This window comes from Pseudomonas sp. SDO5591_S426 (genome assembly GCF_054070755.1).
This window is the reverse complement of sequence record NZ_JBSVXD010000005.1, coordinates 1-25,982: the sequence shown is the minus strand read 5'-3', so window position 1 is coordinate 25,982 and position 25,982 is coordinate 1. Positions and strand designations below refer to the sequence as shown.

Below are 25,982 nucleotides of genomic sequence, written 5' to 3'. Positions count from 1 at the left end.
CCCTTATACATAGCGGCCATTGGCGGAACGATCCGCAGCCGCCGTGCAAAAGGACTGAACGATGAGCGAGCCACGCCTGACCGACCGTGCGCTGTACCTGCGGCGCCTGGGCTTCGATGCGCCTCCGGCACCGACCCTGGAAACCTTGCAGCAGCTTCAATTGCGCCACACCGGTGCTTTCCCGTTTGAAAACCTCACCACACTGTCGGGCGAACCCGTGCTGATCGACTTGCCGTCGATCGAGCAGAAAGTCCTGCACAACGGGCGAGGCGGATACTGCTACGAACTCAACTATCTGTACCTGATTTTGCTTCAGGAACTGGGATTCGACGCGCGTGGCATCAGCGGTCGCGTGGTCATGGGCCAGCCCGAAGGCGCATGGACCGCTCGCACCCATCGCTTGAGCCTGGTGACACTGGACGGCGTGCGCTACATCACCGACGTCGGCTTCGGCGGCATGGTGCCCACCGCGCCGCTGTTGCTCGACAGTCCTGCCGAGCAATTCACACCTCACGAACCCTATCGCATCGAACAGCACGAGGATGGTTACACGCTTCGAGCCAAGGTCGGCGACGAGTGGCGAGCGATGTATATCTTCGATCTGCAACGCCAGGAAGACATCGATTACAGCGTCGGCAACTGGTACGTCTCGACTCATCCGGAATCGTCGTTCGCCAAGCAGCTGATGGTGGCGCGGACCGGGGAAGGGTGGCGTCGTACGCTCAATAACGGCAGTTTTGCGATCCATCGCATAGGCCATGAGAGCGAACGCCGGCAGGTGGCCGATGTGCCGCAATTGAGTGCCTTGCTGGAAAGCGAGTTCGGCATTCGGGTGCCGCCCCATGCGACCTTGATGCACACACTTGAACGCTTGATCAAACCGCAATAGAAACAGCATCGTGCACACAAAAAAGGGGCAGATTGAATCAATCTGCCCCTTTTTGCGTCAGTTCAGGGTTGTGCATCGGGTTCCATCACACGATGAATTTCTCTGAGGGCCTCCAACAATTTTTTCTCCAGGTTTCTCAGTTCGGGAACGGTGATCCCCGTTTTGAGGTGCGCCGTAGAATTGGCCTCAGCGACTTTGCCATCGGCCAACAACGACCGGCGCAGGGTGTTGTTGATTGCGGTCTGGTAGCCGTAGCCCTCGCTTTCGGCCAGCGCGCGTGCCGCCTCAATGACGACATCATCGAGCATGATGGTGATGCGGGTCTTGCCTTTGCTGGAGGCCACCGCCCCGCGCTTGGCGTTACTGAAGTCGTACTCGTCTTTCATGGGTCAAGCCTCCAGATACTGGCGCCGCTCGTTTTTGCTGGCGAGACGCGCTGAAATGATTCGAACGAAATTCGGGTCACGGTAGGTGTACGCGACGACCAGCAAACGCCCTTTGCCATCCAGCCCCAAGGTAATCCAGCGTTGTTCATCATGGTGATCGTCCTGAAAAGTCAGGGCGCGTTCGTCATGGAACACCGGTTCTGTCTCGGCGAGGCTGATCCCTTGGTGCTTGAGTTTGTTGGCTGCGTTCTTTGCCTTGTGATACTGAATTTCGAATGGCTTCATTATGCATACTTTATATGTATATGGAAGGTGGCGATCACGACCGATGGTCGCCAGGAATTCAAAAGACTAGCGGGCGGGGGAGAATGGCTCGCGAGGATGTATTTCAAGGTTTTAGGTGAGATTGCGCACGATGGCAGACGGCTTGCATGACCAACCGTTCATAATTTGACGAGCAAGTTGTATACAACTCTATAGACATTTGTCCTGAGTCTTGCATACAGTGTGCGCATAACAAAAACCAGGGAACCCCCTAACATGAAAACGCCCCATGTTTCACACCAACGGCCAGAAGATGAAAATCTTGGTATCGGCGCGAATATGGCTTACGGCCTGCAACATGTTCTGACCATGTACGGCGGCATCGTCGCGGTGCCTTTGATCATTGGTCAGGCGGCCGGCCTTTCGCCCGCGGACATTGGATTGTTGATTGCTGCTTCATTGTTTGCGGGGGGGCTGGCGACGTTGCTGCAAACCCTGGGTCTACCGTTTTTCGGTTGTCAGTTGCCGCTGGTACAGGGTGTGTCGTTTTCCGGCGTCGCGACCATGGTGGCGATTGTCAGCAGCGGCGGTGAGGGAGGGTTCCAGTCGATTCTGGGGGCGGTGATAGCGGCGTCGCTGATCGGGTTACTGATCACGCCGGTGTTCTCTCGAATCACCAAGTTCTTCCCACCGCTGGTCACGGGCATCGTGATCACCACCATCGGCCTGACGTTGATGCCGGTGGCCGCACGCTGGGCCATGGGCGGTAACAGCCATTCCCCAGAGTTCGGCAGCATGGCCAACATCGGCCTGGCCGCAATGACACTGGTGCTGGTGCTGCTGCTGAGCAAGATCGGCAGCGCGACCATCTCGCGTCTATCGATCCTGCTGGCAATGGTCATCGGTACGATCGTCGCGGTGTTCCTGGGCATGGCGGATTTCTCATCCGTCAGCGAAGGTCCGATGTTCGGCTTCCCGACCCCGTTCCATTTCGGCATGCCGACCTTCCACTTCGCGGCAATCCTGTCGATGTGCATCGTGGTCATGGTGACGCTGGTGGAAACCTCGGCGGATATCCTGGCGGTCGGTGAAATCATCGAAACCAAGGTTGACTCCAAGCGTCTGGGCAATGGTCTGCGCGCCGACATGCTGTCGAGCATGATCGCGCCGATCTTCGGCTCCTTTACCCAGAGCGCCTTCGCCCAGAACGTCGGGCTGGTGGCGGTGACCGGGATCAAGAGCCGTTACGTGGTGGCTACCGGCGGTCTGTTCCTGGTGCTGCTCGGCCTGCTGCCGTTCATGGGCCGGGTCATCGCGGCCGTGCCGACCTCCGTTCTCGGTGGCGCCGGTATCGTGTTGTTCGGCACCGTCGCGGCCAGCGGCATTCGTACGCTGTCGAAGGTCGACTACCGCAACAACGTCAACCTGATCATCGTGGCAACCTCGATCGGCTTCGGCATGATCCCGATCGCAGCGCCGAACTTCTACGATCACTTCCCAAGCTGGTTCGCCACGATTTTCCATTCCGGCATCAGTTCGTCGGCGATCATGGCGATCGTGCTCAACCTGACCTTCAACCACCTCACGGCTGGTAACTCCGACCAGCAGTCGGTGTTTGCGGCGGGCACCGAGCGAGTTCTTCGCTATCAGGATCTGGCAGCGCTGCGCGAAGGGGATTACTTCAGCGACGGCAAGTTGCATGACTGTGATGGCAAGGAAATTCCGGTGGTTGAAGTGGACCACGGGCATGGCGAGCCACGCCCGGTGCATGCGAAAAGCAGTGAACATGTCTGACGTTTAGATGAATGAAAAAAGGCCGATCTGTTGAATGACAGATCGGCCTTTTTCATTCATGCGGTTTCGATTATTGCTCGCTTTGCGTCCAGCGCCCCATCAACGTGTTGGACGGCAGTTGTTCATCCAACAGCTTTCTCGCCGTTTCCACGCCGGCCACCGGCAGCCCTTCAGGGTTCAACAAGCCAATTTGCACCAGCACACTGGCCTGATCCCAGTAGATATGCTCGTGGTACAGCTTGTCCCCACGGAACTTGATCACGCCGAGCATCGGAATCTCGACGTATTTTCCGGTGGGTGCGACGTTGGGCAGCATCCAGTCGATTTCGGTGCTGTGGGTGAAACACATGATGAATTCATCGACGATCTGCAGTGCACCGATGGTGCGCGAGATCGGGATGAGTTTCATGTCCGGCGGGTTGCCGTGGACGAAATGGTGTTGGTAGAAGCGGCTGAGTTGCTTGGCGCCGACACCGCCGGTCATGGTGGGAATATGGTTGACGTAGGGCTCGGCGACCATGGTCGCCATGGTGGCCGGTACGTCGCGGGTCTCGAACTCGTGGCGGATGTGGTCTTCCCACAGGGCTGACAGGTTGAAGTGGGGGCCGATCTCGCGCTTGAGGGCGGCGATGCTGCGTTCATGGGCCATCAGCGAGGCCGGTTTGTCGTAGTGAGAACTCCCGGCCCGGGCGAAGGCGTGGTCGACGCCTGGGTACACGTAGATTTCGGCCTTGTCGTTGCCGGCCAGGTGTTGGCTGATCTGGGCGCGGGCACTGGCGTCGCAGTAACCATCGTTTTCGGCAAAATGCAGGACCAGGCGGCCCTTGAGGTTTTCCGATTCGTGCAGCAGGTGTTCGATGCCCATGCCGTAATAGCCGACGGCGCAGGCCACATCGGTGCGCGTGGCGGTCAGCCAGGCCAGCTTGCCGCCCATGCAGAAGCCGACATAACCCAGGCCCGTGCCTTCGACTTCAGGCAGTGCGCGCAGGGCGTTGAAACTGGCGTCGATGTCAGTGACCGCCTTGTCCACATCCAGGCGCTGGAACAGGTCGATGGCCGTCGCAAAATCGGCTTCGGTGTAGCCCAGATCAATGCCCGGTTGCAGGCGCCAGAACAGATCCGGCACCAACGCCACATAGCCTTCCTCGGCATAGAAATCGGCCACGGCGCGCATGTTGGCGTTGATCCCGAAAATCTCCTGGCCGATCACTACCCCGGGGCCTTTGCCGCTGGCCGGCAGGGCCAGGTAACCGTTGAACGTGGCGTTGCTGTCCGTTGCCCGGATCTCAATCATTTTGCCCATGTCATCTACCTCATTCGGTTATCAGATTTATTGGCTGTCACGGTGTTGCTGGAACCACACGCGCGGCGACACGCCACGGTCTGGCCCGAGAATCGAAAAGCCGCCGTCCACCGGCACGTCGACACCGGTCATCCAGCCGGCACCGGCACTGCACAGAAACGCCACCACGCTGCCGACCTCATGGCCCCGGCCGATGCGCCCGAGCGGATGAAAAGGTGCCCCGACCCGATCGGCCAGTTGCGGATCGTTGTCGCTGAACTCGGCGACGCTGGGTGACCAGGTCCAGGCCGGGGAAACGCTCAGCACGCGGACTTGCGCCGGAGCCAGGGTCATGGCCAGGTTTTTTGTCAGTTGCAGGATGCCGGCCTTGGAAGCAGGGTAGAGCGCGCGCCCGGCCGCACCGAATTTGCCGCCGGTACTGCCGATGTTGATCACCACGCCACCGCTGGGCAGATGCACGGCGGCCTTCTGGGTAAAGATCGCCGCCGATACCAGATTGACGTTGAGGGTCTTCAGCCACTGCGCGCGATCCGACGCCAGTCCCTGATCGGCGTACAGGCACGCGTTGTTGACCAGAATGTCGAGCCTGCCGAAGCGGGCCAGCGTGGCAGTAATGCACGCGTCGATGTCTTCGTCGCGCTCCACATCGCAGGCGCAAAATCCGCAGTCCAGCGCTTGCGCCAATGCCTGGCCACTGTCGGCGTTGCGCCCCACCAGCATCACCCGGGCACCCTCAGCCAACAGCTGCCGAGCGATGTCCAGACCCAGCCCTTGCGTGCTGCCGGTCACAATCGCCACTTTGCCTTCGAGCATCATGCCAAGTCCTCCAGAGCTTCGTTGACGTGACTGATACGGGCGATCAGCGCCATGCTCGCCAGCGAGGCCGCGTGTACGCCGCTGTCCGCGCTGGCGCAAGCATCCGCCGCGACCGTCACCTCGAAACCGCAATCCACCGCATGGCGCACGGTGCTTTCCACCACCGAGTGGGTCGCCACGCCGGCGATTAACAAGTGCGAGGGATTGAACCGGCGCACCAGGGTTTCCAGCGGTGAGCCATAAAACGCATTGATCCTGTTATGGGTGACGACGAACTCGCGGCGACTGTTCAGTGGCGTTAGGGCGCTGAAAAACTCCGCGCCCCAACTGCCCTCCCGGACAGCGCCAAGGGTGGCGACCGTGCGCAGGATCGGCGCGTTCTGGATGAGGTCGGCGTAGTCCGGGCGGAACGCCACACGCACATGGACAATCGGCCAGCCCTTGGCGCGTGCGCCAGCGAGCAATCGACCGGCCGCATCGAGCAGCGCGGCGCGCTTGCTGACATCGGCACCCAGTCCGACCTGAATCTTGCCTTCGGGGTGCAGCACGTCGTTCTGATAGTGCAGGGCGATCACCAGTGGCGTGTTCATCACACGAACACCTCAAGGTTGGCGAACACATCGTTGCAGTTGATGAGGTCCACGCGCTTGAGCTGGATCTGCCAGCCACCACCGTCCTGGGCGGCCAATTTATAGGTGTAGCGACCGGCGAGCTGGCGTTGTTCCAGGCGCCATTCGCTGTACTGGAAGCTGGCGCTGATCACCAGCAAGCCCTGAGCGTCGAGACCTTCAACCATGACGTTGCCGACCAGGTGCGCGGTTTGGGTCTGCGGTTGCTGGGACCAGTTGCGGGCGTTTTCCACCCGCCGGATCCGCACTTCGCGCAGCATGCGGTTTTCCCAGAACAACGAGATATGGTCGAACGGGTTGGCTTGCTCGTGCTTGTGCGGCACCCAATACATGCCGGTGTCGGTGAACAGCTTGTCCCACTCCCAGAAACGCCGCTCATCCAGCAGGCGTGCCTCCTGATAAAGGAACTGTTCGATCTGGCGCAGGGTCTCGGCTGGCACCTGAGCGGGTGTTAACTGGCGGGTGTCGACGTCGATTCGGCGGTCAAGCAGCATGGGTGCTCTCCTTGGCAATCAGGGTGGCAGTCATGAACTGTTTCCAGGCGGCGAACTGGTTGCGCATCGGCAGTTCGCTGGTGCCGTTGGTGGAGACTGCGCCGTCCTCCAGCGGCTTATCGGTGCCGGCGTAGCGGTGCATGCTGATCCACTCGCCACCACGGGTCATGTTGCCCTCCTGACAGCGAGCATAGACTTCGACGTCGTCGGGCATCACGTTGGAGGAGGGCGAGTTGATGACGTTGGCGTAGGTCAGTGCGCGGTCGAACACGGCATCCGGAGCACCCTTGCAGCGGAAGGTCTGGATCTCGACCATGGTCTGGTCCACGGCGATGGGGCGGATGACCCGGAATTGCATGAACACCGTGTGCGGCGAGCCGCTGCCGTAAATCACCGTGTTGTGGCGATTCATGCCCAGGATCTCCTTGGCGCGCTGCCCGCCATAGGCCTGGCTCAGGCATTCGAAGTGGGCGCGGGAGACTTCGTCGCGCTCGGCGGCGGCCGGATCGAAGATGGCTTCCATGTAGCCGTGGCCGTTGTGGTAGGCGCGCAGTTCGAGTTTTTCCCAGAAGTCGTAGGGTTCGCCGTTGCCATCCATGATCAGCAGTTCAAAGGGCATTTCACCGATGGCTTCGGCTTCGCCACGCGCCGCGTCAACCGACGATTCGTGGGTGACGCGGGCGTGCATGGTGTCGTGCAGGTTCTCGTAGAACACTTTCCAGTTCGAGCGCTGCTGAACTCGGAAGATGCCGCCGGCCACCTCGACTTCACCGACCGGTGAGCGGTCACAGAGGTTGTCGATGGAGGTGATGACGCCGCCCAAGAATGTTTTCAGGTCCGGTCCGAACGCCGCCTGGCTGGCGAACACGAAGCCGCGATAGGTCTCAACGCGGGCGACGCTGACCATGGAAAAATCCGGGTGCTTGGGGTCATAGCAAGTGCCTTCGAAACCGCTCTTGAGCGGCGCCGACAGATGCTGGCCGTCGAGTTTGAAGGTCCAGGCGTGGTACGGGCAGCGGAAGAATTTGCCGACACTGCCATCACCGTCGGCTACCAGTTTGGCGCCCTTGTGCGGGCAGCGGTTGTACAGCACGCTGACCTGCTGGTTGGCGCCGCGCACCATGATCACGTCCTGATCGCCAATGCGCGTGGTGTGATAGTCGCCGGGGTTCTTCACCTGGCTTACATGGCCGACGTAGATCCAGGCGTTGCCGTAGATACGCTCCATTTCCAGCTTGAACAGGGTCGGGTCGGTGTAGACGCTCTTGTGAACGCTGTCCTCGCGGATCAAGGCAGCGATTTGCTCGTTGGTCGGTATCACGGGATGTCCTCGGCTTGTCACAGATCGAGCACCAGCAGCGCGCTGCTGGCACGGGAGACACAGGTGCAGAAACTGCCGCTGGCGCGGTCGCGCTCCGACAGGCAGATGTCGCGGTGATCGGGCTGGCCGTCGATGACCTGGGCGACGCACACCCCGCAGTCACCCCGTCGGCAGTCGAACATCGGGTCCAGGCCGGCCTCGAGCATGGCCTCCAGCACGCTTTGCCCGGCGGCCACTTGCAGGTTCACGCCGCTTTCGCGCAGGTGCACCTCAAAGCCTTTGTCGCCGGCCACTTCCAGGGCGCCGCTGAACAGTTCGTAATGCAGGTGATCTTCTGCCCAACCCTGTTCGCGAGCGCAGGCCAACACGCTGTTGAGCATGGCGCTCGGGCCGCAGATGTAGAGGTGCAGGCCGGGTCTTGGCGTGGCCAGGATCGCAGCGGCAGGAAAGCGTTTTTGCGGGTCGCCGCCGCTGATCCAGCAATGATTGTCCAGGCAGGCGCGGGCCTCGGGCAGATAGGCCATCTGCGCTTCATCGCGACCGGCGTAATGCAGGGTGAACGGCTTGCCCGCCGCGTGCAGCGACCGGGCCATGCCAAGCATCGGCGTGATGCCGATACCACCGGCGATCAGCAGGGCATGTTCGGTGTTTTCACACAGTGGGAAGTGGTTGCGTGGCGCATCGGCCAGCAGTTCATCGCCGACCTTGAGTGAGTGCACCCAGCGTGATCCACCGCTACTTGCTTCTTCGAGCTGGACGGCGATTTCGTAGTGTTCACTGCCGGGCAGGTTGACCAGCGAATAGGCTCGGCGTTGAGCGCGACTGCCCGGTACATGCACCTCCAGATGGGCTCCGGCGGTGAAGTCCGGCAGCGGCTGGGCATCGCTGGATACCAGCAGCACGCGACGGATTCTGGGGGTCAGAGGATCAATTTGTTGGACCCTGAGCGAGAGGCTGGACATACGCAATTCCTGTCTGAATTCGTAGTCACTGTATGAAGCTTGAGCGGGTCAAAAAAGCCGCAAACGGCAAACCGGTGTCCACTTCTGGCGAGAGTTATTTTTTAGCTGCGATGCGTGCTACTAGCGGTTCAGGTGCTCAAGCAAGGCCCCCACGTGTTCGCCATCAACCCTGGCCAGATCGTCGAGCACCGCGAAGTGATGACACCCGGCAAGCTCGACAAGGCTCACAGTCTGGCCGGCCTCAAGGCAGGCGCTGGCGTATTCGCGCGAGTGCCGAATCAACTCCGGTAACTCATCCCCGCCCACGCTCACCAGCAACGGTGCGCCATCGCCGATCAGCCTTTGCGGGCTAAAACGGCGGACCTCTTCTTCGCTCAGTTGCAGCTTGTCGTTGAGCCAGCAGCGGCTGATGGGTTCAAGCTCCATCAGGCCGCTGATCGGCATGGCCAGGGTCACCAGTGGATGCCGTCGATACAGCGCGGTCAGATGGCCACCCGCCGAGTGCCCGCACAGCACCACCTGCTGACCGATGCTCAAAGCTTCGCGATGCGCCAAAAGATAGTCCAGTGCCTTGCCGATCTGGCCGACGATGGTGCTCATGCTCGCTTCGGGTGCGAGGGTGTATTCCAGCAAACCGACATTGAAGCCGGCCTCAATCAAGCCCTCGGCGATAAAGGCGTAGTCGTCCTTGTCCGAGGCTTGCCAGTAACCGCCATGAATGAACAGCAGTGTTGGCGCCCCGGCATTCGCCTGGGCAGACCAGTCGAAACGCTCACGCATGGCATTGCCATACGGCACATCACGCTGCCAGGCGTGGCTTGCATAGGTCTCGGCGCTGCGCTGGCGAAAACGCTGCATGATCTGCGGAAAATCACCCACGGCGGCGACGTTGTTATAAGCCTGATCGAGGTCCATGGCTGCTCACACTCCCAGGTAGCGTTGCGACAATTCGGGTTGGGCCGCCAGCTCCAGCGGTGTGCCATCCCAGACCTGTCGACCCTTCTCGATGACGTGATGGCGGTCGACCACTCGCGCCATTTCCTTGAGGTTTTTATCGATCACCAGAATCGTCTCGCCCTCGGCCTTGAGGGTGGCCAGGCAACTCCAGATCTGCTCGCGAATGATCGGCGCCAGGCCTTCAGTGGCTTCGTCGAGAATCAGCAGGCTGGGGTTGGTCAGCAGCGCGCGGCCGACCACCAGCATCTGCTGCTCGCCGCCCGACAGCGTGCGTGACAGTTGGTCCTGACGCTCCAGCAGGCGCGGGAACAGTTCATAGACCCGCGCCAGGTCCCACTTGCCTCGCGTGGCGGTGGCCAGCAGATTTTCCCGCACGCTCAAGGTGCCGAAGGCGCGGCGGCCTTCCGGCACCAGCCCCAGGCCGGCCTTGGCGATGCGATAGGGCGCGGCACCGCGCATTTCCGTGCCGTTGATACGGATGCTGCCGGCGCTGGGCTTGAGCAATCCCATAATCGATTTGACCGTTGTGGTCTTGCCCATACCGTTGCGGCCGATCAGCGACACCACCTGGCCCTGCTCGATGCTCAGGTGCATATCGAACAACACCTGACTCAAGCCATAACCCGCTTTCAAGCCTTGAACTTCAAGCATGTTCTTCTCCCAGGTAAGCGGCCCGTACTTGCGGGTCGTTGCGCACTTGTTCGACGCTGCCGGTCAGTACTGTCTGGCCGTACACCAGCACCGTGATGCGGTCGGCGAGGGCGAATACCGCATCCATGTCGTGCTCGACCAACAGGATCGCGTAGCGGCCCTTGAGGCTGTGCAGCAGCTCGGTCATGCGCGCGGATTCGTCGGCACCCATCCCGGCCATCGGCTCATCGAGCAACAGCACCGACGCTTCCTGGGCCAGCGCCAGGGCAATCTCCAGTTGCCGCCGTTCGCCGTGGGACAGCGCCTGCACCGAGTCTTGCGCGCGAAGGCCCAACCCCACCTGTTGCAAGTAGCCCAGTGCCGGTTCCAGCAGACGGGTGTCGCGGCTCAACGGGCGCCACATGCCGAATGCCTTGCCCTCGCGGGCGGCAATGGCCAGGGCGACGTTCTCCAGCAGAGTGAACTCGGTGTAAAGCTGGCTGACCTGGAAAGCCCGCGCCAGTCCCAGGCGCGGCCGTTGCCAGGCCGGCACGCGTGTGATGTCCTGGCCGTTGAGTTGAATCTGGCCCTGGTCGGGGAAAATCTCGCCGGCAATCTGCGCGATCAAGGTGGACTTGCCGGCGCCGTTGGGGCCGATGATGGCGTGCAGTTCTCCTTTGAGCAGTTCAAGGCTGGCGCCGTTGGTGGCTTTCACGGCACCGAAGGCTTTGTGCAGATCGCGGATCGACAGTTGTGCGCTCATGGGCGTGCCTCCACGGCGGCGTTCGGTTTGACGGCAGCCACCTTCGGCTTGCGCTGCAACAGGCTCAGCAGCAAACCGTAAACGCCTTTCTTGCCGAACAGCACCACCAGCAACAGCAATGGCCCGAAGATCAGCATCCAATGCTCGGTCCACTGGCTCAGCACCTGTTCAAGACCCAGGTAGGTAGCGGCGCCCAGCAGAGGGCCGAGCAGGGTGCCGACGCCACCGAGGATCACCATCGCCATCAACTCGCCGGACTTGTGCCAGGCGCCCATGTCGGGGCTGACGAACAGCGCGTAGTTGGCCCACAGAATCCCCGCCAGGCCACCGCCGGTGCCGGCGATCACAAACGCCGTCAGGCGATAGCGCAACGGTTTGAGGCCCAGGCTGACGGTACGCCGCTCGCTCTGCTTGAGCCCGCGCAGGACAAAACCGAAGTGCGAATTGACCAGCCGACGGCACAGCAGCAACCAGCCGGCCAGCAAGGCCACGCACAGGTAGTAGAAGTGGTTGGCGTCAGCCAGATCCAGTGCGCCGAGGGTATTGCGCTCGTTGAGCAGAATGCCGTCGTCGCCGCCGTACAACGACAGCGAGCCGAGCACGAAATAAAGCATCTGGCCGAACGCCAGGGTGATCATGATGAACTGCACGCCGCTGGTGCGCAGCGACAGATAACCCACCAGCAGCGAGAACAGCGCGCACACCAACAGGGCCAGCGGCCACACCACCAGCGCGCTGTTGCTGCCTTCCCAGCCCCACAGCGGCAGGCCTTGGGACGTGTGAAAGGCAATGACGCCGACGATGTAACCACCGAGGCCGAAGAACGCGGCATGGCCGAAGCTGACCATGGCGCCGTAGCCGATCAGCAAGTCCAGGCTGATGGCCGCCATGCCGTAGATTGCGAGGCGGGTGAAGAAACTGACCAGGTAAGGCTCGTGCAGCCAGTGGGCCAGCAGCGGCATGCAGGCGAAGGTCGCCAGGCACGCAAGGTCAATGATGAGGCGTGGTGACATAGCGTTCTCCTCAGGCGCGGGCCGGCAGCAGGCCGCGCGGGCGCACCAGCAGCACCAGGGCCATGACGATGTAGGCGCTGGCGGAAATCAGCCCGGCGCTCAGGGTGCCGCTGGTTTCGCTGGGCAACAGTTGGTCCAGCAGCGGCGGAATGTAGGCACGACCGAGGCTATCAACCATGCCGATCAGCAAGGCCCCCACCAACGCACCGCGCACCGAGCCGACACCGCCGACGACGATGACCACGAAGGTGGTGATCAGGATCTTCTCGCCCATGCCTATTTCCACCGACAGCAGCGGTGCGGCCATGAAACCGGCCAGGCCGCACAGCACGCAGCCGAATACGAACACCAGGGTGTACAGCCGGGCGATGTTGACGCCCAGGGCGCCGACCATTTCGTGATCGTCGGCACCGGCGCGAATCAACATGCCCAAGCGTGTGTGGTTGATCAGCAGCCACATGCCGACCGCCACGATCAGTCCGGCGGCGATGAACAGCAGCCGGCTGACCGGGTACATCAATCCCGGCAGCACTTCGACGAAACTGGAATACCACTCGGGCGTGGGCATCGCTGGTGGGCTGCGGCCGAAGATCAGGGTCAGCAATTCGTTGCTGAAAAACACCACGGCCAATGTCGCCAGCACCTGATCCAAATGATCGCGATTGTAGAGGCGGCGCATGATCGAGGTTTCGATCAGCGCGCCGTAACAGGCCGAGCCGATCAGCGCGGCCAGGCCGCCAAGCCAGAACGAACCGGTGGCCATGGCGGTATAGGCGGCGCAGAAAGCCCCGACCATGTAAAAGGCGCCGTGGGCCAGGTTGATCACGCCCATAATGCCGAAAATCAGGGTCAGGCCTGAGGCCAGCAGAAACAGCAAGGCGCTGTATTGCAGGCCGTTGAGAATCTGTTCGAGCAATAGCATTGCTGCGTTCCTCATGAAAACGCCCCGCAGTTGTGCTGCAGGGCGAGGACGGGAGTCAGGTGCCGGTCAGATCGCGCATTGAGCGGCGTAGCTGTCGACGTGGCGGGTCGCCAGGGTCTTGATCGGCACTTCGATCAGCTTGCCGTCGGCGCCGGCCTGCACTTGCAGCAGGTACCAGTCGATCACCGGGTGTTGGTTCTGGGCGAAGCTGAAGTCACCGCGAATGGAATCGAACTTGACGTTCTTCATGGCCGAGCGGAAGGCCGGCTGGTCTTTGAGATTGCCCTGGGAGGTTTTCAGGGCGGCGCCGATCAGCCGGGCCGTGTCGTAAGTCTGGGCGGCATACACCGTCGGCACGCGCTTGTATTTCTCGGTGAACGCCTTGACGAAGGCCTGGTTGGCCGGGTTGTCCGATTGCGGGTTCCACAGGGTGACGATGTTGGTGCCCTTGGCCACGTCGCCGGTGGCGGCGAGCATGCGTTCATCCATGGAGAACACCGGCACCACCATCGGAATTTGCGCCGACAGGCCCGAGCCGCCGTATTGCTTGGCGAAGTTGATACCGCCGCCACCCGGGTGAAACTGGAAAATCGCATCCGGCGCCAGCGCACGCACGCGCGCCAGTTCCACCGAGAAATCCAGCTGATTGAGCTTGGTGTAGATCTCGGTCACTTCGCCTTTGAAGGTGCGTTTGAAACCGGCCAGTGCATCACGGCCACCCTGATAGTTGGGCGCCAGGATCACCATCTTCTTGTAGCCCAGTTCATTGGCGGCGACACCGGCCATTTCGTGCGGGGTGTCGTTCTGGTAGGAGCCGACGAAGTAGTTGGCCATGCACTTTTCACCGGCAAGGGTCGACGGCGCGGTGTTGTTGCTGACGTAGAAACCGTCCTTGGTGGCGGTGTTGATCACGGCCGCCAGCACGTTGGAAAAAATCACCCCGGTGTACAGCGAGATACCGTCCAGGCTCATGCGGTCGGCGATCTGCTTGGCCTTGGCCGGTTGCAGGCCGTCATCTTCCACGATGAGTCGCACCGGCACGCCGCCGAGCTTGCCGCCTTCCTGATCGATCGCCAGCTGGAAGCCGTCTCGCGAGTCTTCGCCCAGATAACCGGCGGGGGTGGAGAGGGTGGTGATGAAGCCGATTCGGACTGGCTCCACGGCCTGGGCAGCCGTCGCTGCGCAGAGGGAGGTTGCCAGACATGCACGCAATACCAGGTTTTTCATGAGGCGGCCTATGAAGTAGGTCGTGCCAACGCACGGTAGATGTCGATGAGGGCAGTGATTCAGTGTTCGGTCGGGCCGATTGATTGTTGTTATGGGTCGCTGTGTCAGCTGTTGCTCTCGGTGAACTTCTCCAGATAAAGGCGGCTTTGATCCAGGCCGTGCTGCTGGCGCCAGTCCTTGATCGACTCGACCATCGGCGGCGGGCCGCACAGGTACAGGTCGAACGGCTGGTCACGCAGCTCGGCCAACTCCAGGTGTTCGGCGATGTAGCCGGTCTTGCCCGGCCAGTCGGGGTTGGGGTTGCTGACCACGGGCGTGAATCGGAACCCCGGGATCGTTGCGGCATAGGCCTCGATGCGCGAGATCTCGCACAGGTCCTCGGCCTCGCGCACGCCGTAGTAGAGGTGTACCGGGTGACCGCAGCCTCGCTGCTCGGCGATCTGATCGAGCATGCCGAGGAACGCCGAGAGCCCGGTACCACCAGCCACCATCACCAGCGGGCGGTCGATATGGCGCAAGTAAAAGGCACCCAGTGGCGCTTCCATGTGAATCACGTCGCCGACCTGGCAGCGATCGCGCACGTAGTCGGTCATCACCCCGCTGGGCAGCAGGCGAATGAGGAACTGCAAGTTGCTGCTGCCCGGCGCGCAGGCAAAGGAATACGAGCGCCGATGTTCGGTACCGGGTACTTGCAGGCGCGCGTATTGGCCCGGCAGATAGTCCAGCGCCGCACCCGCTGCGCCGACTTCCACGTGCACGATGGCGGTGGTCGGGGAGACCTGGCGCACCTCGCTCACGGTGCCTTGCAGGCTGCTCGGGCCGTTGCTGCCGCAGAGGCTGGAATCGAAGTCGAAGTAGAACGCGGCATCCGACTGCACGCGCGTCTGGCAGCTCAGCACCTTGCGCTCAGCCAGGTCGCTGGCCGACAGCGCTTCATCGTCCACGTAGTCCTGGGTGTATTGCCCGGATTCACAGCGGCCCTGGCAGGTCGCGCAAACCCCTTCGCGGCAATCCAACGGAATCTTGATCCCGCTGCGCAGGGCCGCGTCGAGCAGGATTTCATTGTTCTGCACGTTGCAGAAGAGTGTTTTGCCGTCGGCGAAACTGAAGGCGACCTTGTACGTCATGGGCGTTAATCCGCAGGGTTCAGAGATGGTAGAAATCGAGTACGGAATTGATCGTGTCGTTGAGCAGCACCACGTGCTTGCGGGCGATCTTCCAGCTCTCGCCGTCGGGGCGCAGGCGGTAGGTGGCGCGGCCGAAGAATTGCTCGGCGGTCTGCATGCGGTAATACAGGGTGCTCCAGTTGACGCGGACCTCCAGCTCATCGTCCTGCAGCGGCGCGATGCGCACGTTGCTGATCAGGTGCAAGGTGCGCGGCATCGGAATGGTCGACGCAGCCTTGCCGGTTCGTATGCGGAACACCCGGTCTTCCAGGCCACCCCGGTTGGGGTAATAGATCAGCGACATGCCTTTTTTCGGGTCGGTGGTGTAGACGTGCTCCGAATCCCATTGCGGCAGGTGGAATTCGCTGTCGTCACTGAACATGGCGAGGTAGGTGTCCCAATCCTGGGCATCGCAAGCCTCGGCGTTGCGGTAGAGAAATTGCTCGATGCGGTATTGCAGTTGCGAATTCATGTTCACACCTCACGCAGTTTCAACGGTTGTTGTTCGGCAGCCTTGCGCGCCAGGCCTTCGAGCAAAAAGCGCTGCCAGTTGGCGTGCTGGTTGACGTACAGGCCTTCATGGGTGAACTCGGTGCCGGTCAGTGCCGGGGCGATGCCAATGGCTTCGCTGTTGCGGGTGGCGCCTTTGACCCACTTGCCTTCGCCACGGGAAATGTCGCTCCAGCGTTCCAGTCGGGCCTGGAAACCACGTTGGGCTTCGCGAAACTCCACGAGGTCATCGGGGGTACCCATGCCAGACACGTTGAAGAAGTCTTCGAACTGGCGAATGCGGTTTTCCCGATCGGCATCCGACTCGCCGACCACGCCCAGGCAGAAGCTGTTGATCTCGGTTTTGTTCCAGGCGAGCGGGCGGATGATCCGCAGTTGCGAGCTGATCTGGTCGAGGAAGAACATGCTCGGGTAGACGTTCAGGTTGCGCAGGCGATGCATCATCCACTCGGCCTTGCCCTGGCCGTGTTCCTTGACCAGGCGCGGCATGATGCTGTCGTAGCCCGGGCGTACGGCCGGGTTGGGCATGTCGCTGAACAGCACGCTGTGGCCGTTGTGGAAGGCGAACCAGCCGTCGTCGGTTTCCTTGTCGCCGGCACCCAGCTTGCTGTAGTCCAGGGTGTCGCCGGCGCTCAGGCCTTTTTCGGCGTTGACCTGCTGGCGGTGCTGCACGGTGGCCACGTAGTTGTAGTGGACGGTGCTCACGTGATAGCCGTCCAGGCCGTTCTCGTTCTGCAGTTTCCAGTTGCCGTCGTAGGTGTAGGCCGACTTGCCCGGCAGCACTTCGAGCTGACCGGTTGGCGACTGCGCCACCATCATGTCGAAGAACACTTTGGCGTCACCGAGGAAGTCTTCCAGGGTGTCGGTGCCCTCCACATTGAGGCTGACGAAAACAAAGCCGTTGTAGCTTTCAATGCGGGCCTTTTTCAGGCCGCGGGTGGCCTTGTCGAAGCCTTCGGAGTATTCGCCCGGCGCCTTGACCTTCACCAGTCGGCCGTCGCTTTTGTAGCACCAGGCGTGGAAGGGGCAGGTGAAGGTTGACTGGTTGCCCTTGCCAACGCGGGTGAGGGTGGTGCCGCGGTGTTGGCAGGCGTTGATCAGTGCGTTGAGACGACCTTCACCGTCGCGGGTGATGATCAATGGTTGGCGCCCGGCGCGCATCGTCATGAAGTCGTGATTATTGGCGATCTCGCTTTCGTGGCAGGCGTAGATCCAGTTCTTCTCGAAAATCAGTTCCATTTCCAGATCGAACAACTCCGGGTCGGTAAACATATCGCGGGCAATACGATAAACACCGTCTTCCGGACGGAAGTCCAGGCAACTTTCGATATAACTTTTCCACTGTTCGACACTTCGTGCAGTTGTCATTTCCCAGTCCTCGGCCAATGGGCTAATTCATGGGTTCATTTAATGCCTTGGTGGCGGGCAGGGTCTATCCGCTTAATAGTGGAAACCCATCCGGAAAATAAGCTCTGTTCTTAGGCTGATGGCGAGTAACCCCCGTAAACACGGGCTTTTGTCGCGTTTGTCGGCTGAGCAAATGGCTATTTGTCGTTCAGTAACGGGATAGCCGCTGACGAACTTGTTACGGCTTAATTTCAATCGAAGCACCATCAGAGTGTCTCGCTGCAGGTCGCTGGAAACTGCCATTGCTCATGGCCTTGGGTTCCGTACCAAAAGTGCCTTCTATTCATGTGTTGCTAAATAAGCAGCAGGGGAAGAAATAATATGTTGCATAAGACTTGGTTCGTTCGGGGGGTTCAAACAGTTGGCTTGTTGACGCCATTGTTGGCACAAGCAGATGTGGTCAATGACAGCAAGCTGACGCTGGGTACGCGCAACTTTTACATTGATCGGGATTACAAAGAAAACAACCCGCCCCATTCGCGAGTGGGCAGCTGGACCCAGGGTTTCGACCTGCGTTTCGCCTCCGGCTATACCGAAGGTCCGGTGCAGTTTGGCCTCGATGCAGAGGCGCAATACGCCTTTCGCCTGGACGGCGGTGGCGGGCGAGGCGATGACACGATCATCCCTTACAGCCAGAGCCGCCAGGAGCAGGCCGATGAATACAGCCGCGGCGGTGTGACGCTGAAAATGCGCTACTCGAAAACCGAGCTGAAAGTCGGTGAGTTGCGGCCGTTTCTGCCCGTGGTGATCATTGACGATTCGCGCCAACTGGTCACGACCTACCGCGGTGCCTTGCTCGAATCCAAGGAAGTCGACCGCCTGACGTTGACCGCCGGCCGGCTTACGGAGATCGGCGCGCGTAACTCCTCCAACTACGAAAAGCTGTACCTGCAGACCGGCTCCGGCGTGCGCCATGGCAGCGACGGCCTGAACCTCGCCGGCGCCAGTTATGCATTCACCCCTTCGCTGACCGGCACCTACTTTTACGCGCAACTGGAAGATATCTACCAGCAGCACTACCTGGGTATCACTCATCTGGCGGATCTGGGTGACGGTTATGGGCTGAAGACGGACCTACGTTACTTCAACAACAGCGAAGACGGCGACGCGCTTTACGGCGATATCGACAACCGCTCCTACGGCGCCATGACCTCGCTGAAAAAGGGCGGGCACCGCTTCGGCGTGGGCTATCAGCGCATGCTCGGTGATAGCAACTTCCCGACCTTGGGCGGTTATGTCCCGCAGCCGTTTCTGGTGAACTGGTCGCGGGTAGGGTTCATCAAGCCCAACGAAAAATCCTGGCAACTGCGTTATGACTACGACTTTGCCGCCCTCGGCGTGCCGGGCCTGAACTTCATGACCCGCTACTTCAAGGGCACGTCGGTGGACCGTGGCGACAACCTCAGTCAGGCAGCGGAGCAGGAGCGCAACCTGGTGGTGTCCTATGTGGTGCAAAGCGGGCCGCTCAAAGGCGTGGGCGTGGAGGCGGGCAATGTCGTCGCCAAATTCAGCCACGGCAATGACTGGGTGGAGAACCGCCTGATCACCACTTACACCTGGAAATTTTGGTAACGTCCTGCCCTCAAATCGAACGCGGTTGTGCGCTGAAGTGACGCCTTGGGTAGCGGATTACCCAAGGCGCTGACTATGACCGGCACCGTTGCTGTGCGCATCAACGCCGCACAGCGCGTTCGATATCCAGATAGTTTCCGATTACTAGCCAAAAAATGCGGATATCGCCTGTTCGCACCGGCTGGGCATAGCCCTTGCAAACGTAATGAGAATACGCGCCGAAGAGCGTGTCGATGTCCATTGCCGTGGGTGTACTGAGATGACCGAACCAAATGTTGCCCAGTTTCGAGATATCCGCATAGATCGCTACGACCTGGCTGGTGCCCGTGCGTGGATGGCCGGTATTTGCGGGCCACACGAACTGCAGACCAGCCAGCCAAACCGGATTCAGTTTCACCACAAGGCCAATGTGTTCAAATCGATGTCCACGACTTTGGGCCGGATGGAATACGGCACCGACGTGACCATCGGCGTCGAGGATGCTGAACACCTCAATTGCTATAGCTTGAGCCTGCCGATTCGTGGCGAACAGGAGCTGCTCAAGGACGGTCGCCGGTTGCACTCCAGCCAGGACCAGGGCCTGATCGTGACCCCGCACGAAACCCAGGCACTGACCATGGCCGGTGACTGCCACAAGATTTCCGTGGTGATCACCCGCATGGCCATGCGCCAGACCCTGGAAGGCATGCTCCAGCGCCCGCTGGAAATGCCGGTGAAGTTCGAGCCAGTGATGGACGCGGTCAACGGTGCCTCGGCCTCCTGGTGGCGGCTGGCCCGTTACTACATCGATGAGCTGGAGCGCGGGCAGGATCTGTTCAACCAAGTGTTCTTCACCCGCGATATCGAAAGCGCGTTGATCAAGGGCCTGATCCTTTCCCAGCCCAACAACTACAGCGCCGAACTGCGTGACCAATTGGGCGCCAAGTTGCCGTACTACCTGGTGCGCGCCAAGGACTTCATCGAAAGCAACGCCCGCGAAGACATGCACCTGGAAGACATCGAGGCGGCAGCAGGGGTGTCCCGCTTCAAACTGTTCGAAGGCTTTCGCAAGCACTTCGGCGTCTCGCCCATGGCTTACCTGAAGAAGTATCGCCTCGGCGCGGTGCGTCAGGAAATCCTCGAAGACGCTTCGGTGCGCAACATCTCGGTGATCGCGATGTGCTGGGGGTTCTCGCATCTGGGCCGGTTCGCCAGCGAGTACCGCAAGCTGTTCAACGAAACCCCCAGCGCCACTCTGCAACGCAGCGAAGCCCGTCGCAATCGGTCGCTTTGAGATGACGACCTTACAAGCCGCCACCGCCAACAGCGTGGGCCTGAACTTGTCGCTGATGTGCCGCGAGCCGGTCTTCACCAGCCGCTCGGCGCAGGAAACCCAGCGCTTGATGGGGCAAGCGCTGGTCGAACATGAGCTGAATTGGCCACGGGGTGGCGTCGATACGGCGTTCTATCGCGGCCAGGTCGCCAGCTGCGAACTGTATGCGCTGCGCTACGGCGGCCAGGTAGAAATCCGGCCGCAGCCTTTCGAAGATTTCGTGCTGGTACAAATGCCGCTGCGCGGCAATGCCATCCTTGAGTCAGACGGCATGGGCTATGGCGTCAGCCCTGGAGAAGTGGCGATTCTGTCCCCGCGTGAACACGCGCGAGTGGTGTGGGAGGAGGGCTGTGAGCAACTGATCCTCAAGCTGCCACGGGCACTGATCGAGGCGAGCCAGCAAGCGCTGGCCGATGACTTGCCGTCGGGCTTCACGTTGGCGCCGGTCAGCCGCCTGCAACGGCCACTGGCGATGCGCTGGTTTCGTCTGGTCAGCGAGTTGCTGGAGCACTTGCCCGAGGGCGAGGTGAGCGCAGCGCCTTCGCGCTGGCTACAGCATCTGGAGCAAAGCCTGCCGCTGTTTCTGCTCAGCCATTGTGGCGTTGCGCAGCAAGACTCGCCTTCGCCGCGCCAGCCCACCCGCCAACTGCAAAAAATCGACAGCTGTATGCGCGAACACCTTGCGCAGGGCATCAGCCTGGCTGAACTGGCGGTTGCCGCCGGGGTGAGCATTCGCAGCCTCAACACCTTATGCCAGCGTGAATACGGTCAAAGCCCGATGGACCGTTTGCGCGGATTACGGCTTGAAGCCGCGCGGGAATACTTGCTGGCGCGACCGCACGCCAGCGTGACTGAGGTGGCGCTGGAGTTCGGGTTTGGGCATGTGGGGCGATTTGCCAATTACTATCGGCAGCGGTTTGGAGAGTTGCCCAGGCAGACGATGAAGTCTCAGGCATGAGCAGAAAACGCGAGCACAAAAAAACCCGCCATAAGGCGGGTTTTTTGTGGTCGGAGATTTTTATCTCCGAACCGTGTCTGGCTCCACGACCTGGACTCGAACCAGGGACCCAGTGATTAACAGTCACTTGCTCTACCAACTGAGCTATCGCGGAATGGCGCCTATGTTACTGATTCAAAAAGAGAAGTCAAGCACCAGATAGCAGCTCGACGGATTCATCGGGACGGACGGTGGTTTCTCGGCAATTGGCGGTTACCGGAATCGCCTCAGGGAGCTACCATGACCGCCCGGAAGTGGTTACACGCGCTGCCGGCCATTCGCCGAAAAGGTACGCGCCATGTCTCGCTTGACCACCACAACACCCGAAACCAACGAGGTGCTCGCATGAGCATCGCACAGATCAGCCTGCCCAAAGGCGTCGGCCCGCACGCTGAAAAACTCTTCGACGCGATCACTCAGGCCAGCACTGCTGATGAATTGAATCGCGCCGGCGGCAAGGCCGAGGGGTTTGTTTTGGGGCTGGAAAGCACCAAGGCGATCAAGAGCCAGGTCGCCGAGTCGCTCTACGTCGCCTATGACGACGCCGCCAGCCAACGCGCGAGCGAACTGGCTTAACCGCCGAAGGTGATCGTGCCCATCATCAGTTTGGCGTAGAGCGCCGTGGCCCCCAGTTGCACAAGCCATAGTGCCAGACCGCCGAGAAACACGCCGGCAGCGACTTGCATCACCAGGTTATTGCCGCGTTTGGCCGGGGCGCGGGGGACGAAGCGATCCAGCTCATCCAGGTCATCGCGATCAGCGCGAAGGTCATCGTTTTTCATGTGGGTTCTCGCAGGAATTCCAGGGTGTACACAATACCTGTAGGAGCGAGCTTGCTCGCGATGAGGGCATTGCATCCAGCATATGTATTGGCTGGTTGAACGTCATCGCGAGCAAGCTCGCTCCCACATTTTGAATTGTGTGGAGTTTAGAGGGCTCAGCCCGTGGTTTGAGATTTATCTGCGACAAATAAAAAACGGGAAGCCTTATGGCTTCCCGTTTTTCGTATCACGACGCGATTCAGATCACCTGAACGATGGCATCCGTAACGGCCTTGATGTTGCTCTGGTTCAGCGCGGCCACGCAGATGCGACCGGTGTCCAGGGCGTAGATGCCGAACTCGTTGCGCAGACGGGTTACTTGCTCAACCGTCAGGCCGGAGTAGGAGAACATGCCACGCTGACGGCCGACGAAGCTGAAATCACGCTGAGGTGCGTTTTTCGCCAGGGTGTCGACCATCTGGGTGCGCATGCCGCGAATGCGCAGGCGCATTTCGGCCAGTTCGGCTTCCCACTGAGCGCGCAGTTCCGGGCTGTTCAGCACAGCAGCGACGATGCTTGCACCGTGGGTCGGTGGGTTGGAGTAGTTGGTGCGGATCACGCGTTTGACTTGCGACAGCACGCGCGCGCTTTCTTCTTTCGATTCGCTGACGATCGAAAGGGCGCCGACGCGCTCGCCATACAGCGAGAACGATTTGGAGAACGAGCTGGAGACGAAGAAGGTCAAGCCGGATTCAGCGAACAGACGCACTGCAGCAGCGTCTTCGTCGATGCCGTCGCCGAAACCTTGATAGGCCATGTCGAGGAAAGGCACGTGGCCTTTGGCTTTGACCACTTCCAGAACGTTTTTCCAGTCCGCTGGGCTCAGGTCCACGCCGGTCGGGTTGTGGCAGCAGGCGTGCAGAACAACGATCGAACCGGACGGCAGGGCGTTGAGGTCTTCCAGCAGGCCAACACGGTTTACGTCGTGGGTCGCGGCGTCGTAGTAACGGTAGTTCTGCACCGGGAAGCCAGCGGTTTCGAACAGTGCGCGGTGGTTTTCCCAGCTCGGGTCGCTGATCGCCACAACGGCGTTCGGCAGCAGTTGCTTGAGGAAGTCGGCACCGATTTTCAGTGCGCCAGTACCGCCAACGGCCTGGGTGGTGATGACGCGGCCAGCGGCGATCAGCGGCGAATCATTGCCGAACAGCAGCTTTTGCACGGCCTGATCGTAGGCAGCGATGCCATCGATTGGCAGGTAGCCACGGGAAGCGTGTTGAGCGACGCGAATCGTTTCGGCTTCGACAACGGCGCGCAGGAGTGGAATTCGCCCCTCCTCGTTGCAATAAACACCGACCCCCAGGTTGACCTTATTGGTACGGGTATCGGCGTTGAATGCTTCGTTGAGGCCCAGGATTGGATCGCGTGGTGCCATTTCGACAGCGGAGAACAGGCTCATTTTTGCGGCGGCTCTGAATGGAGAATGGAGGGACGTGTCGCGCTCCAGCCGAATGCACTAGAGCGGTGCACAAACGGGGAGCTAGTATAGAGGCCATCTGCGACACATGGCGACAGACGAATCGGCTTTTACGGTAAGTTTTTCCGATTATTTTTCGACCGTTAGTCGATTGACGTCGTCAAAGGCTTTACGTGTTGTAGGACGTTTGCCTTGAAAGCGATGGCAATCGGCTCCACATTGAGCGCAATCCAGTTTTTTCCTCGGGCGACATCGGTCGTTTGTGGTCTTTCTCGTTCGTGCCGGTTTTGCCGGCAAGAGTGATCCCAGAGGTTTTACATGTCTGAATTTCAGCTAGTCACCCGCTTTGAACCCGCCGGCGATCAACCGGAAGCCATCCGTCTGATGGTCGAGGGCATCGAAGCCGGGTTGGCGCACCAGACGTTGCTCGGTGTGACCGGCTCGGGCAAGACCTTCAGCATCGCCAACGTGATCGCTCAGGTGCAGCGTCCAACCCTGGTGCTGGCGCCGAACAAAACCCTGGCCGCTCAGTTGTACGGCGAATTCAAGGCGTTCTTCCCGAACAACGCCGTGGAGTATTTCGTTTCCTATTACGACTACTACCAGCCCGAAGCCTATGTGCCGTCCTCGGACACCTTCATTGAGAAGGATGCCTCGATCAACGATCACATCGAACAGATGCGACTGTCGGCGACCAAGGCGTTGCTGGAGCGCAAGGACGCGATCATCGTCACCACCGTGTCGTGCATCTACGGTCTGGGTAGTCCGGAAACTTATCTGAAAATGGTCTTGCACGTGGATCGCGGCGACCGGCTCGATCAGCGAGAATTGCTGCGACGCCTGGCCGACCTGCAATACACCCGCAACGACATGGACTTCGCCCGTGCAACGTTCCGCGTGCGCGGTGACGTGATCGATATTCACCCGGCGGAATCCGATTTCGAAGCGATCCGCATTGAGCTGTTCGACGACGAGGTTGAAAGCCTGTCGGCGTTCGATCCGCTGACCGGTGAAGTCATCCGCAAACTGCCGCGTTTCACCTTCTACCCGAAAAGCCACTACGTGACGCCACGGGAAACCCTGATGGGGGCTGTGGAAGGGATCAAGGAGGAATTGAAGGAGCGTCTGGAATACCTGCGCTCCAACAACAAACTGGTAGAAGCGCAGCGACTGGAGCAGCGCACCCGTTTTGACCTGGAGATGATCCTCGAACTGGGCTACTGCAACGGCATCGAAAACTACTCGCGTTACCTGTCCGGCCGCGAAGCCGGCGCACCACCGCCGACCCTTTACGATTACTTGCCGGCGGATGCCTTGCTGGTGATCGACGAATCCCACGTCAGCGTGCCGCAGGTTGGCGCGATGTATAAAGGTGACCGTTCGCGTAAAGAGACACTGGTCGAGTACGGCTTCCGCCTGCCGTCGGCGCTGGAAAACCGGCCGATGCGTTTCGATGAATGGGAAAGCATCAGCCCGCAGACAATTTTCGTCTCGGCGACCCCGGGCAACTATGAAGCCGAGCACGCTGGCCGCGTCATCGACATGGTGGTGCGTCCGACGGGGCTGGTGGACCCACAAATCGAGATCCGCCCGGCACTGACCCAGGTCGACGACTTGCTGTCGGAAATCGGCAAGCGCGTTGCTCTGGAAGAGCGGGTACTGGTCACCACGCTGACCAAGCGCATGGCCGAGGATTTGACCGATTACCTGGCCGACCACGGCGTGCGCGTGCGTTACCTGCACTCGGACATCGACACCGTGGAGCGGGTCGAAATCATCCGCGATTTGCGCCTCGGCACTTTTGACGTGCTGGTGGGGATCAACCTGCTGCGCGAAGGCCTGGACATGCCCGAAGTGTCGCTGGTGGCGATCCTCGATGCCGACAAGGAAGGCTTCCTGCGTTCCGAGCGCTCGCTGATCCAGACCATTGGACGGGCGGCGCGTAACCTCAACGGTCGGGCGATTCTGTATGCCGACCGGATCACCGGCTCCATGGAGCGCGCGATCGGTGAAACCGAGCGTCGTCGCGACAAGCAGATCGCGTTCAACCTGGCCAACGGCATCACCCCGAAAGGCGTGTTCAAGGACGTTGCCGACATCATGGAAGGCGCCACCGTGCCGGGTTCGCGCAGCAAGAAGCGCAAGGGCATGGCCAAGGCTGCCGAGGAAAACGCCAAATACGAAGCGGAATTGCGCTCGCCAGGCGAAATCGCCAAACGCATCAAGGCTCTGGAAGAGAAGATGTACGCGTTGGCGCGTGATCTCGAGTTTGAAGCGGCGGCGCAAATGCGCGATGAAATTGGCAAGTTGCGCGAGCGATTAATCACAGTCTGACTGCGAACGAATCCCCTGTAGGAGCTGCCGAAGGCTGCGATCTTTTGATCTTGTTTTTTAAAAATCAAAATCAAAAGAT

26 protein-coding genes and 1 tRNA gene are annotated in these 25,982 nt (G+C 60.5%); 7 read left to right on the top strand and 20 right to left on the bottom strand.

From position 1 onward, the window contains the following. Positions 1-61: 61 nt before the first annotated feature. Complete coding sequence (locus ACW9JC_RS02295; RefSeq protein WP_457453329.1) at positions 62-889, top strand: arylamine N-acetyltransferase family protein; 828 nt, start codon at positions 62-64, stop codon at positions 887-889. A 62-nt stretch (positions 890-951) separates the two neighbouring features. Here ACW9JC_RS02295 and ACW9JC_RS02290 read toward each other — a convergent pair whose 3' ends face one another. After that, positions 952-1,275, bottom strand: a complete 324-nt coding sequence (locus ACW9JC_RS02290; RefSeq protein WP_457453327.1) for a BrnA antitoxin family protein — start codon at positions 1,273-1,275, stop codon at positions 952-954. A gap of 3 nt (positions 1,276-1,278) precedes the next feature. Next, on the bottom strand, positions 1,279-1,560 hold the full coding sequence (locus ACW9JC_RS02285; protein WP_457453325.1) for a BrnT family toxin: 282 nt from the start codon (positions 1,558-1,560) through the stop codon (positions 1,279-1,281). A 255-nt stretch (positions 1,561-1,815) separates the two neighbouring features. Here ACW9JC_RS02285 and ACW9JC_RS02280 point away from each other — a divergent pair, with 255 nt between their 5' ends. Next, positions 1,816-3,333: a nucleobase:cation symporter-2 family protein gene (locus ACW9JC_RS02280; RefSeq protein WP_457453323.1), complete on the top strand. Its 1,518-nt coding sequence runs from the start codon at positions 1,816-1,818 to the stop codon at positions 3,331-3,333. Between the two features lie 70 nt (positions 3,334-3,403). Here the strand turns inward: ACW9JC_RS02280 and ACW9JC_RS02275 are convergent, their stop codons facing one another. From ACW9JC_RS02275 to antA, 15 genes are all read right to left on the bottom strand, one after another. Further along, positions 3,404-4,636, bottom strand: coding sequence for a dienelactone hydrolase family protein (locus ACW9JC_RS02275; RefSeq protein WP_457453321.1), 1,233 nt, complete (start codon positions 4,634-4,636; stop codon positions 3,404-3,406). A gap of 27 nt (positions 4,637-4,663) precedes the next feature. Beyond that, a complete protein-coding gene (locus ACW9JC_RS02270; RefSeq protein WP_457453319.1) occupies positions 4,664-5,452 on the bottom strand; it encodes an SDR family oxidoreductase in 789 nt (262 codons plus the stop codon). Continuing rightward, positions 5,449-6,042: a cysteine hydrolase family protein gene (locus ACW9JC_RS02265; protein ID WP_457453317.1), complete on the bottom strand. Its 594-nt coding sequence runs from the start codon at positions 6,040-6,042 to the stop codon at positions 5,449-5,451. Before ACW9JC_RS02265 ends, ACW9JC_RS02270 begins: the two co-directional genes overlap by 4 nt. Next, positions 6,042-6,575, bottom strand: coding sequence for an aromatic-ring-hydroxylating dioxygenase subunit beta (locus tag ACW9JC_RS02260; RefSeq protein WP_457453315.1), 534 nt, complete (start codon positions 6,573-6,575; stop codon positions 6,042-6,044). The genes ACW9JC_RS02265 and ACW9JC_RS02260 overlap by 1 nt, the downstream gene beginning before the upstream one ends. Further along, on the bottom strand, positions 6,565-7,896 hold the full coding sequence (locus tag ACW9JC_RS02255; RefSeq protein ID WP_457453314.1) for an aromatic ring-hydroxylating dioxygenase subunit alpha: 1,332 nt from the start codon (positions 7,894-7,896) through the stop codon (positions 6,565-6,567). The genes ACW9JC_RS02260 and ACW9JC_RS02255 overlap by 11 nt, the downstream gene beginning before the upstream one ends. Positions 7,897-7,913: 17 nt before the next feature. After that, on the bottom strand, positions 7,914-8,858 hold the full coding sequence (locus ACW9JC_RS02250; RefSeq protein WP_457453313.1) for a PDR/VanB family oxidoreductase: 945 nt from the start codon (positions 8,856-8,858) through the stop codon (positions 7,914-7,916). Between the two features lie 120 nt (positions 8,859-8,978). Continuing rightward, a complete protein-coding gene (locus ACW9JC_RS02245; RefSeq protein ID WP_457453312.1) occupies positions 8,979-9,773 on the bottom strand; it encodes an alpha/beta hydrolase in 795 nt (264 codons plus the stop codon). Positions 9,774-9,779: 6 nt separating this feature from the next. Further along, positions 9,780-10,466, bottom strand: coding sequence for an ABC transporter ATP-binding protein (locus ACW9JC_RS02240; RefSeq protein WP_457453310.1), 687 nt, complete (start codon positions 10,464-10,466; stop codon positions 9,780-9,782). Next, on the bottom strand, positions 10,459-11,208 hold the full coding sequence (locus ACW9JC_RS02235; RefSeq protein WP_457453308.1) for an ABC transporter ATP-binding protein: 750 nt from the start codon (positions 11,206-11,208) through the stop codon (positions 10,459-10,461). Before ACW9JC_RS02235 ends, ACW9JC_RS02240 begins: the two co-directional genes overlap by 8 nt. Next, entirely contained in the window at positions 11,205-12,221 is a 1,017-nt protein-coding gene (locus ACW9JC_RS02230; RefSeq protein WP_457453306.1) for a branched-chain amino acid ABC transporter permease, read from the bottom strand. The genes ACW9JC_RS02235 and ACW9JC_RS02230 overlap by 4 nt, the downstream gene beginning before the upstream one ends. Positions 12,222-12,231: 10 nt before the next feature. Beyond that, positions 12,232-13,143 carry a branched-chain amino acid ABC transporter permease gene (locus ACW9JC_RS02225; protein WP_151213217.1) on the bottom strand — a complete coding sequence of 304 codons (912 nt, stop codon included), beginning with the start codon at positions 13,141-13,143 and terminating at the stop codon, positions 12,232-12,234. A gap of 66 nt (positions 13,144-13,209) precedes the next feature. Next, positions 13,210-14,370, bottom strand: coding sequence for an ABC transporter substrate-binding protein (locus ACW9JC_RS02220; RefSeq protein WP_457453305.1), 1,161 nt, complete (start codon positions 14,368-14,370; stop codon positions 13,210-13,212). A gap of 104 nt (positions 14,371-14,474) precedes the next feature. Further along, positions 14,475-15,497 (bottom strand): anthranilate 1,2-dioxygenase electron transfer component AntC, encoded by a 1,023-nt coding sequence (gene antC / locus ACW9JC_RS02215; RefSeq protein WP_457453303.1) that lies wholly within the window; start codon positions 15,495-15,497, stop codon positions 14,475-14,477. Positions 15,498-15,516: 19 nt separating this feature from the next. Next, a complete protein-coding gene (gene antB, locus ACW9JC_RS02210) occupies positions 15,517-16,008 on the bottom strand; it encodes an anthranilate 1,2-dioxygenase small subunit (RefSeq protein ID WP_457453302.1) in 492 nt (163 codons plus the stop codon). 2 nt (positions 16,009-16,010) lie between these two features. Further along, positions 16,011-17,414 carry an anthranilate 1,2-dioxygenase large subunit gene (antA, locus tag ACW9JC_RS02205; protein ID WP_457453300.1) on the bottom strand — a complete coding sequence of 468 codons (1,404 nt, stop codon included), beginning with the start codon at positions 17,412-17,414 and terminating at the stop codon, positions 16,011-16,013. 360 nt (positions 17,415-17,774) lie between these two features. On the opposite strand from antA, the gene ACW9JC_RS02200 reads away from it, so the two are divergent. The 3 genes from ACW9JC_RS02200 to ACW9JC_RS02190 all read left to right on the top strand — a co-directional run bounded on the left by ACW9JC_RS02200 (position 17,775) and on the right by ACW9JC_RS02190 (position 21,295). Continuing rightward, complete coding sequence (locus ACW9JC_RS02200) at positions 17,775-19,025, top strand: OprD family porin (RefSeq protein ID WP_457453299.1); 1,251 nt, start codon at positions 17,775-17,777, stop codon at positions 19,023-19,025. A 259-nt stretch (positions 19,026-19,284) separates the two neighbouring features. After that, positions 19,285-20,298 (top strand): AraC family transcriptional regulator, encoded by a 1,014-nt coding sequence (locus ACW9JC_RS02195; protein ID WP_248691348.1) that lies wholly within the window; start codon positions 19,285-19,287, stop codon positions 20,296-20,298. 1 nt (position 20,299) lies between these two features. Then, positions 20,300-21,295, top strand: coding sequence for an AraC family transcriptional regulator (locus tag ACW9JC_RS02190; protein WP_457453297.1), 996 nt, complete (start codon positions 20,300-20,302; stop codon positions 21,293-21,295). A gap of 78 nt (positions 21,296-21,373) precedes the next feature. Here ACW9JC_RS02190 and ACW9JC_RS02185 read toward each other — a convergent pair. Next, positions 21,374-21,449: transfer RNA gene (locus ACW9JC_RS02185), tRNA-Asn, on the bottom strand. A 230-nt stretch (positions 21,450-21,679) separates the two neighbouring features. Between ACW9JC_RS02185 and ACW9JC_RS02180 the strand changes: the two genes are divergently transcribed. Further along, positions 21,680-21,910: a hypothetical protein gene (locus ACW9JC_RS02180; RefSeq protein ID WP_019649343.1), complete on the top strand. Its 231-nt coding sequence runs from the start codon at positions 21,680-21,682 to the stop codon at positions 21,908-21,910. On the opposite strand, the gene ACW9JC_RS02175 is transcribed toward ACW9JC_RS02180, so the two are convergent. Together ACW9JC_RS02175 and ACW9JC_RS02170 are read right to left on the bottom strand one after the other, a co-directional pair. Then, positions 21,907-22,116 (bottom strand): hypothetical protein, encoded by a 210-nt coding sequence (locus tag ACW9JC_RS02175; protein ID WP_457453295.1) that lies wholly within the window; start codon positions 22,114-22,116, stop codon positions 21,907-21,909. The two genes, ACW9JC_RS02180 and ACW9JC_RS02175, sit on opposite strands and share 4 nt — an antisense overlap. A gap of 238 nt (positions 22,117-22,354) precedes the next feature. Then, complete coding sequence (locus tag ACW9JC_RS02170) at positions 22,355-23,551, bottom strand: amino acid aminotransferase (RefSeq protein ID WP_457453294.1); 1,197 nt, start codon at positions 23,549-23,551, stop codon at positions 22,355-22,357. A gap of 336 nt (positions 23,552-23,887) precedes the next feature. Between ACW9JC_RS02170 and uvrB the strand changes: the two genes are divergently transcribed. Continuing rightward, positions 23,888-25,903 carry an excinuclease ABC subunit UvrB gene (gene uvrB, locus ACW9JC_RS02165; RefSeq protein ID WP_457453292.1) on the top strand — a complete coding sequence of 672 codons (2,016 nt, stop codon included), beginning with the start codon at positions 23,888-23,890 and terminating at the stop codon, positions 25,901-25,903. Positions 25,904-25,982: the final 79 nt, after the last annotated feature.

What these genes read in the sequence shown, in the direction of transcription:
- ACW9JC_RS02295 (WP_457453329.1), top strand. Translation starts at nt 62, where the DNA reads ATGAGCGAGCCACGCCTGACCGACCGTGCGCTGTACCTGCGGCGCCTG.
- ACW9JC_RS02290 (WP_457453327.1), bottom strand. Translation starts at nt 1,275, where the DNA reads ATGAAAGACGAGTACGACTTCAGTAACGCCAAGCGCGGGGCGGTGGCC.
- ACW9JC_RS02285 (WP_457453325.1), bottom strand. Translation starts at nt 1,560, where the DNA reads ATGAAGCCATTCGAAATTCAGTATCACAAGGCAAAGAACGCAGCCAAC.
- ACW9JC_RS02280 (WP_457453323.1), top strand. Translation starts at nt 1,816, where the DNA reads ATGAAAACGCCCCATGTTTCACACCAACGGCCAGAAGATGAAAATCTT.
- ACW9JC_RS02275 (WP_457453321.1), bottom strand. Translation starts at nt 4,636, where the DNA reads ATGGGCAAAATGATTGAGATCCGGGCAACGGACAGCAACGCCACGTTC.
- ACW9JC_RS02270 (WP_457453319.1), bottom strand. Translation starts at nt 5,452, where the DNA reads ATGATGCTCGAAGGCAAAGTGGCGATTGTGACCGGCAGCACGCAAGGG.
- ACW9JC_RS02265 (WP_457453317.1), bottom strand. Translation starts at nt 6,042, where the DNA reads ATGAACACGCCACTGGTGATCGCCCTGCACTATCAGAACGACGTGCTG.
- ACW9JC_RS02260 (WP_457453315.1), bottom strand. Translation starts at nt 6,575, where the DNA reads ATGCTGCTTGACCGCCGAATCGACGTCGACACCCGCCAGTTAACACCC.
- ACW9JC_RS02250 (WP_457453313.1), bottom strand. Translation starts at nt 8,858, where the DNA reads ATGTCCAGCCTCTCGCTCAGGGTCCAACAAATTGATCCTCTGACCCCC.
- ACW9JC_RS02245 (WP_457453312.1), bottom strand. Translation starts at nt 9,773, where the DNA reads ATGGACCTCGATCAGGCTTATAACAACGTCGCCGCCGTGGGTGATTTT.
- ACW9JC_RS02240 (WP_457453310.1), bottom strand. Translation starts at nt 10,466, where the DNA reads ATGCTTGAAGTTCAAGGCTTGAAAGCGGGTTATGGCTTGAGTCAGGTG.
- ACW9JC_RS02235 (WP_457453308.1), bottom strand. Translation starts at nt 11,208, where the DNA reads ATGAGCGCACAACTGTCGATCCGCGATCTGCACAAAGCCTTCGGTGCC.
- ACW9JC_RS02230 (WP_457453306.1), bottom strand. Translation starts at nt 12,221, where the DNA reads ATGTCACCACGCCTCATCATTGACCTTGCGTGCCTGGCGACCTTCGCC.
- ACW9JC_RS02225 (WP_151213217.1), bottom strand. Translation starts at nt 13,143, where the DNA reads ATGCTATTGCTCGAACAGATTCTCAACGGCCTGCAATACAGCGCCTTG.
- ACW9JC_RS02220 (WP_457453305.1), bottom strand. Translation starts at nt 14,370, where the DNA reads ATGAAAAACCTGGTATTGCGTGCATGTCTGGCAACCTCCCTCTGCGCA.
- antC (WP_457453303.1), bottom strand. Translation starts at nt 15,497, where the DNA reads ATGACGTACAAGGTCGCCTTCAGTTTCGCCGACGGCAAAACACTCTTC.
- antB (WP_457453302.1), bottom strand. Translation starts at nt 16,008, where the DNA reads ATGAATTCGCAACTGCAATACCGCATCGAGCAATTTCTCTACCGCAAC.
- antA (WP_457453300.1), bottom strand. Translation starts at nt 17,414, where the DNA reads ATGACAACTGCACGAAGTGTCGAACAGTGGAAAAGTTATATCGAAAGT.
- ACW9JC_RS02200 (WP_457453299.1), top strand. Translation starts at nt 17,775, where the DNA reads ATGTTGCATAAGACTTGGTTCGTTCGGGGGGTTCAAACAGTTGGCTTG.
- ACW9JC_RS02195 (WP_248691348.1), top strand. Translation starts at nt 19,285, where the DNA reads ATGACCGAACCAAATGTTGCCCAGTTTCGAGATATCCGCATAGATCGC.
- ACW9JC_RS02190 (WP_457453297.1), top strand. Translation starts at nt 20,300, where the DNA reads ATGACGACCTTACAAGCCGCCACCGCCAACAGCGTGGGCCTGAACTTG.
- ACW9JC_RS02180 (WP_019649343.1), top strand. Translation starts at nt 21,680, where the DNA reads ATGAGCATCGCACAGATCAGCCTGCCCAAAGGCGTCGGCCCGCACGCT.
- ACW9JC_RS02175 (WP_457453295.1), bottom strand. Translation starts at nt 22,116, where the DNA reads ATGAAAAACGATGACCTTCGCGCTGATCGCGATGACCTGGATGAGCTG.
- ACW9JC_RS02170 (WP_457453294.1), bottom strand. Translation starts at nt 23,551, where the DNA reads ATGAGCCTGTTCTCCGCTGTCGAAATGGCACCACGCGATCCAATCCTG.
- uvrB (WP_457453292.1), top strand. Translation starts at nt 23,888, where the DNA reads ATGTCTGAATTTCAGCTAGTCACCCGCTTTGAACCCGCCGGCGATCAA.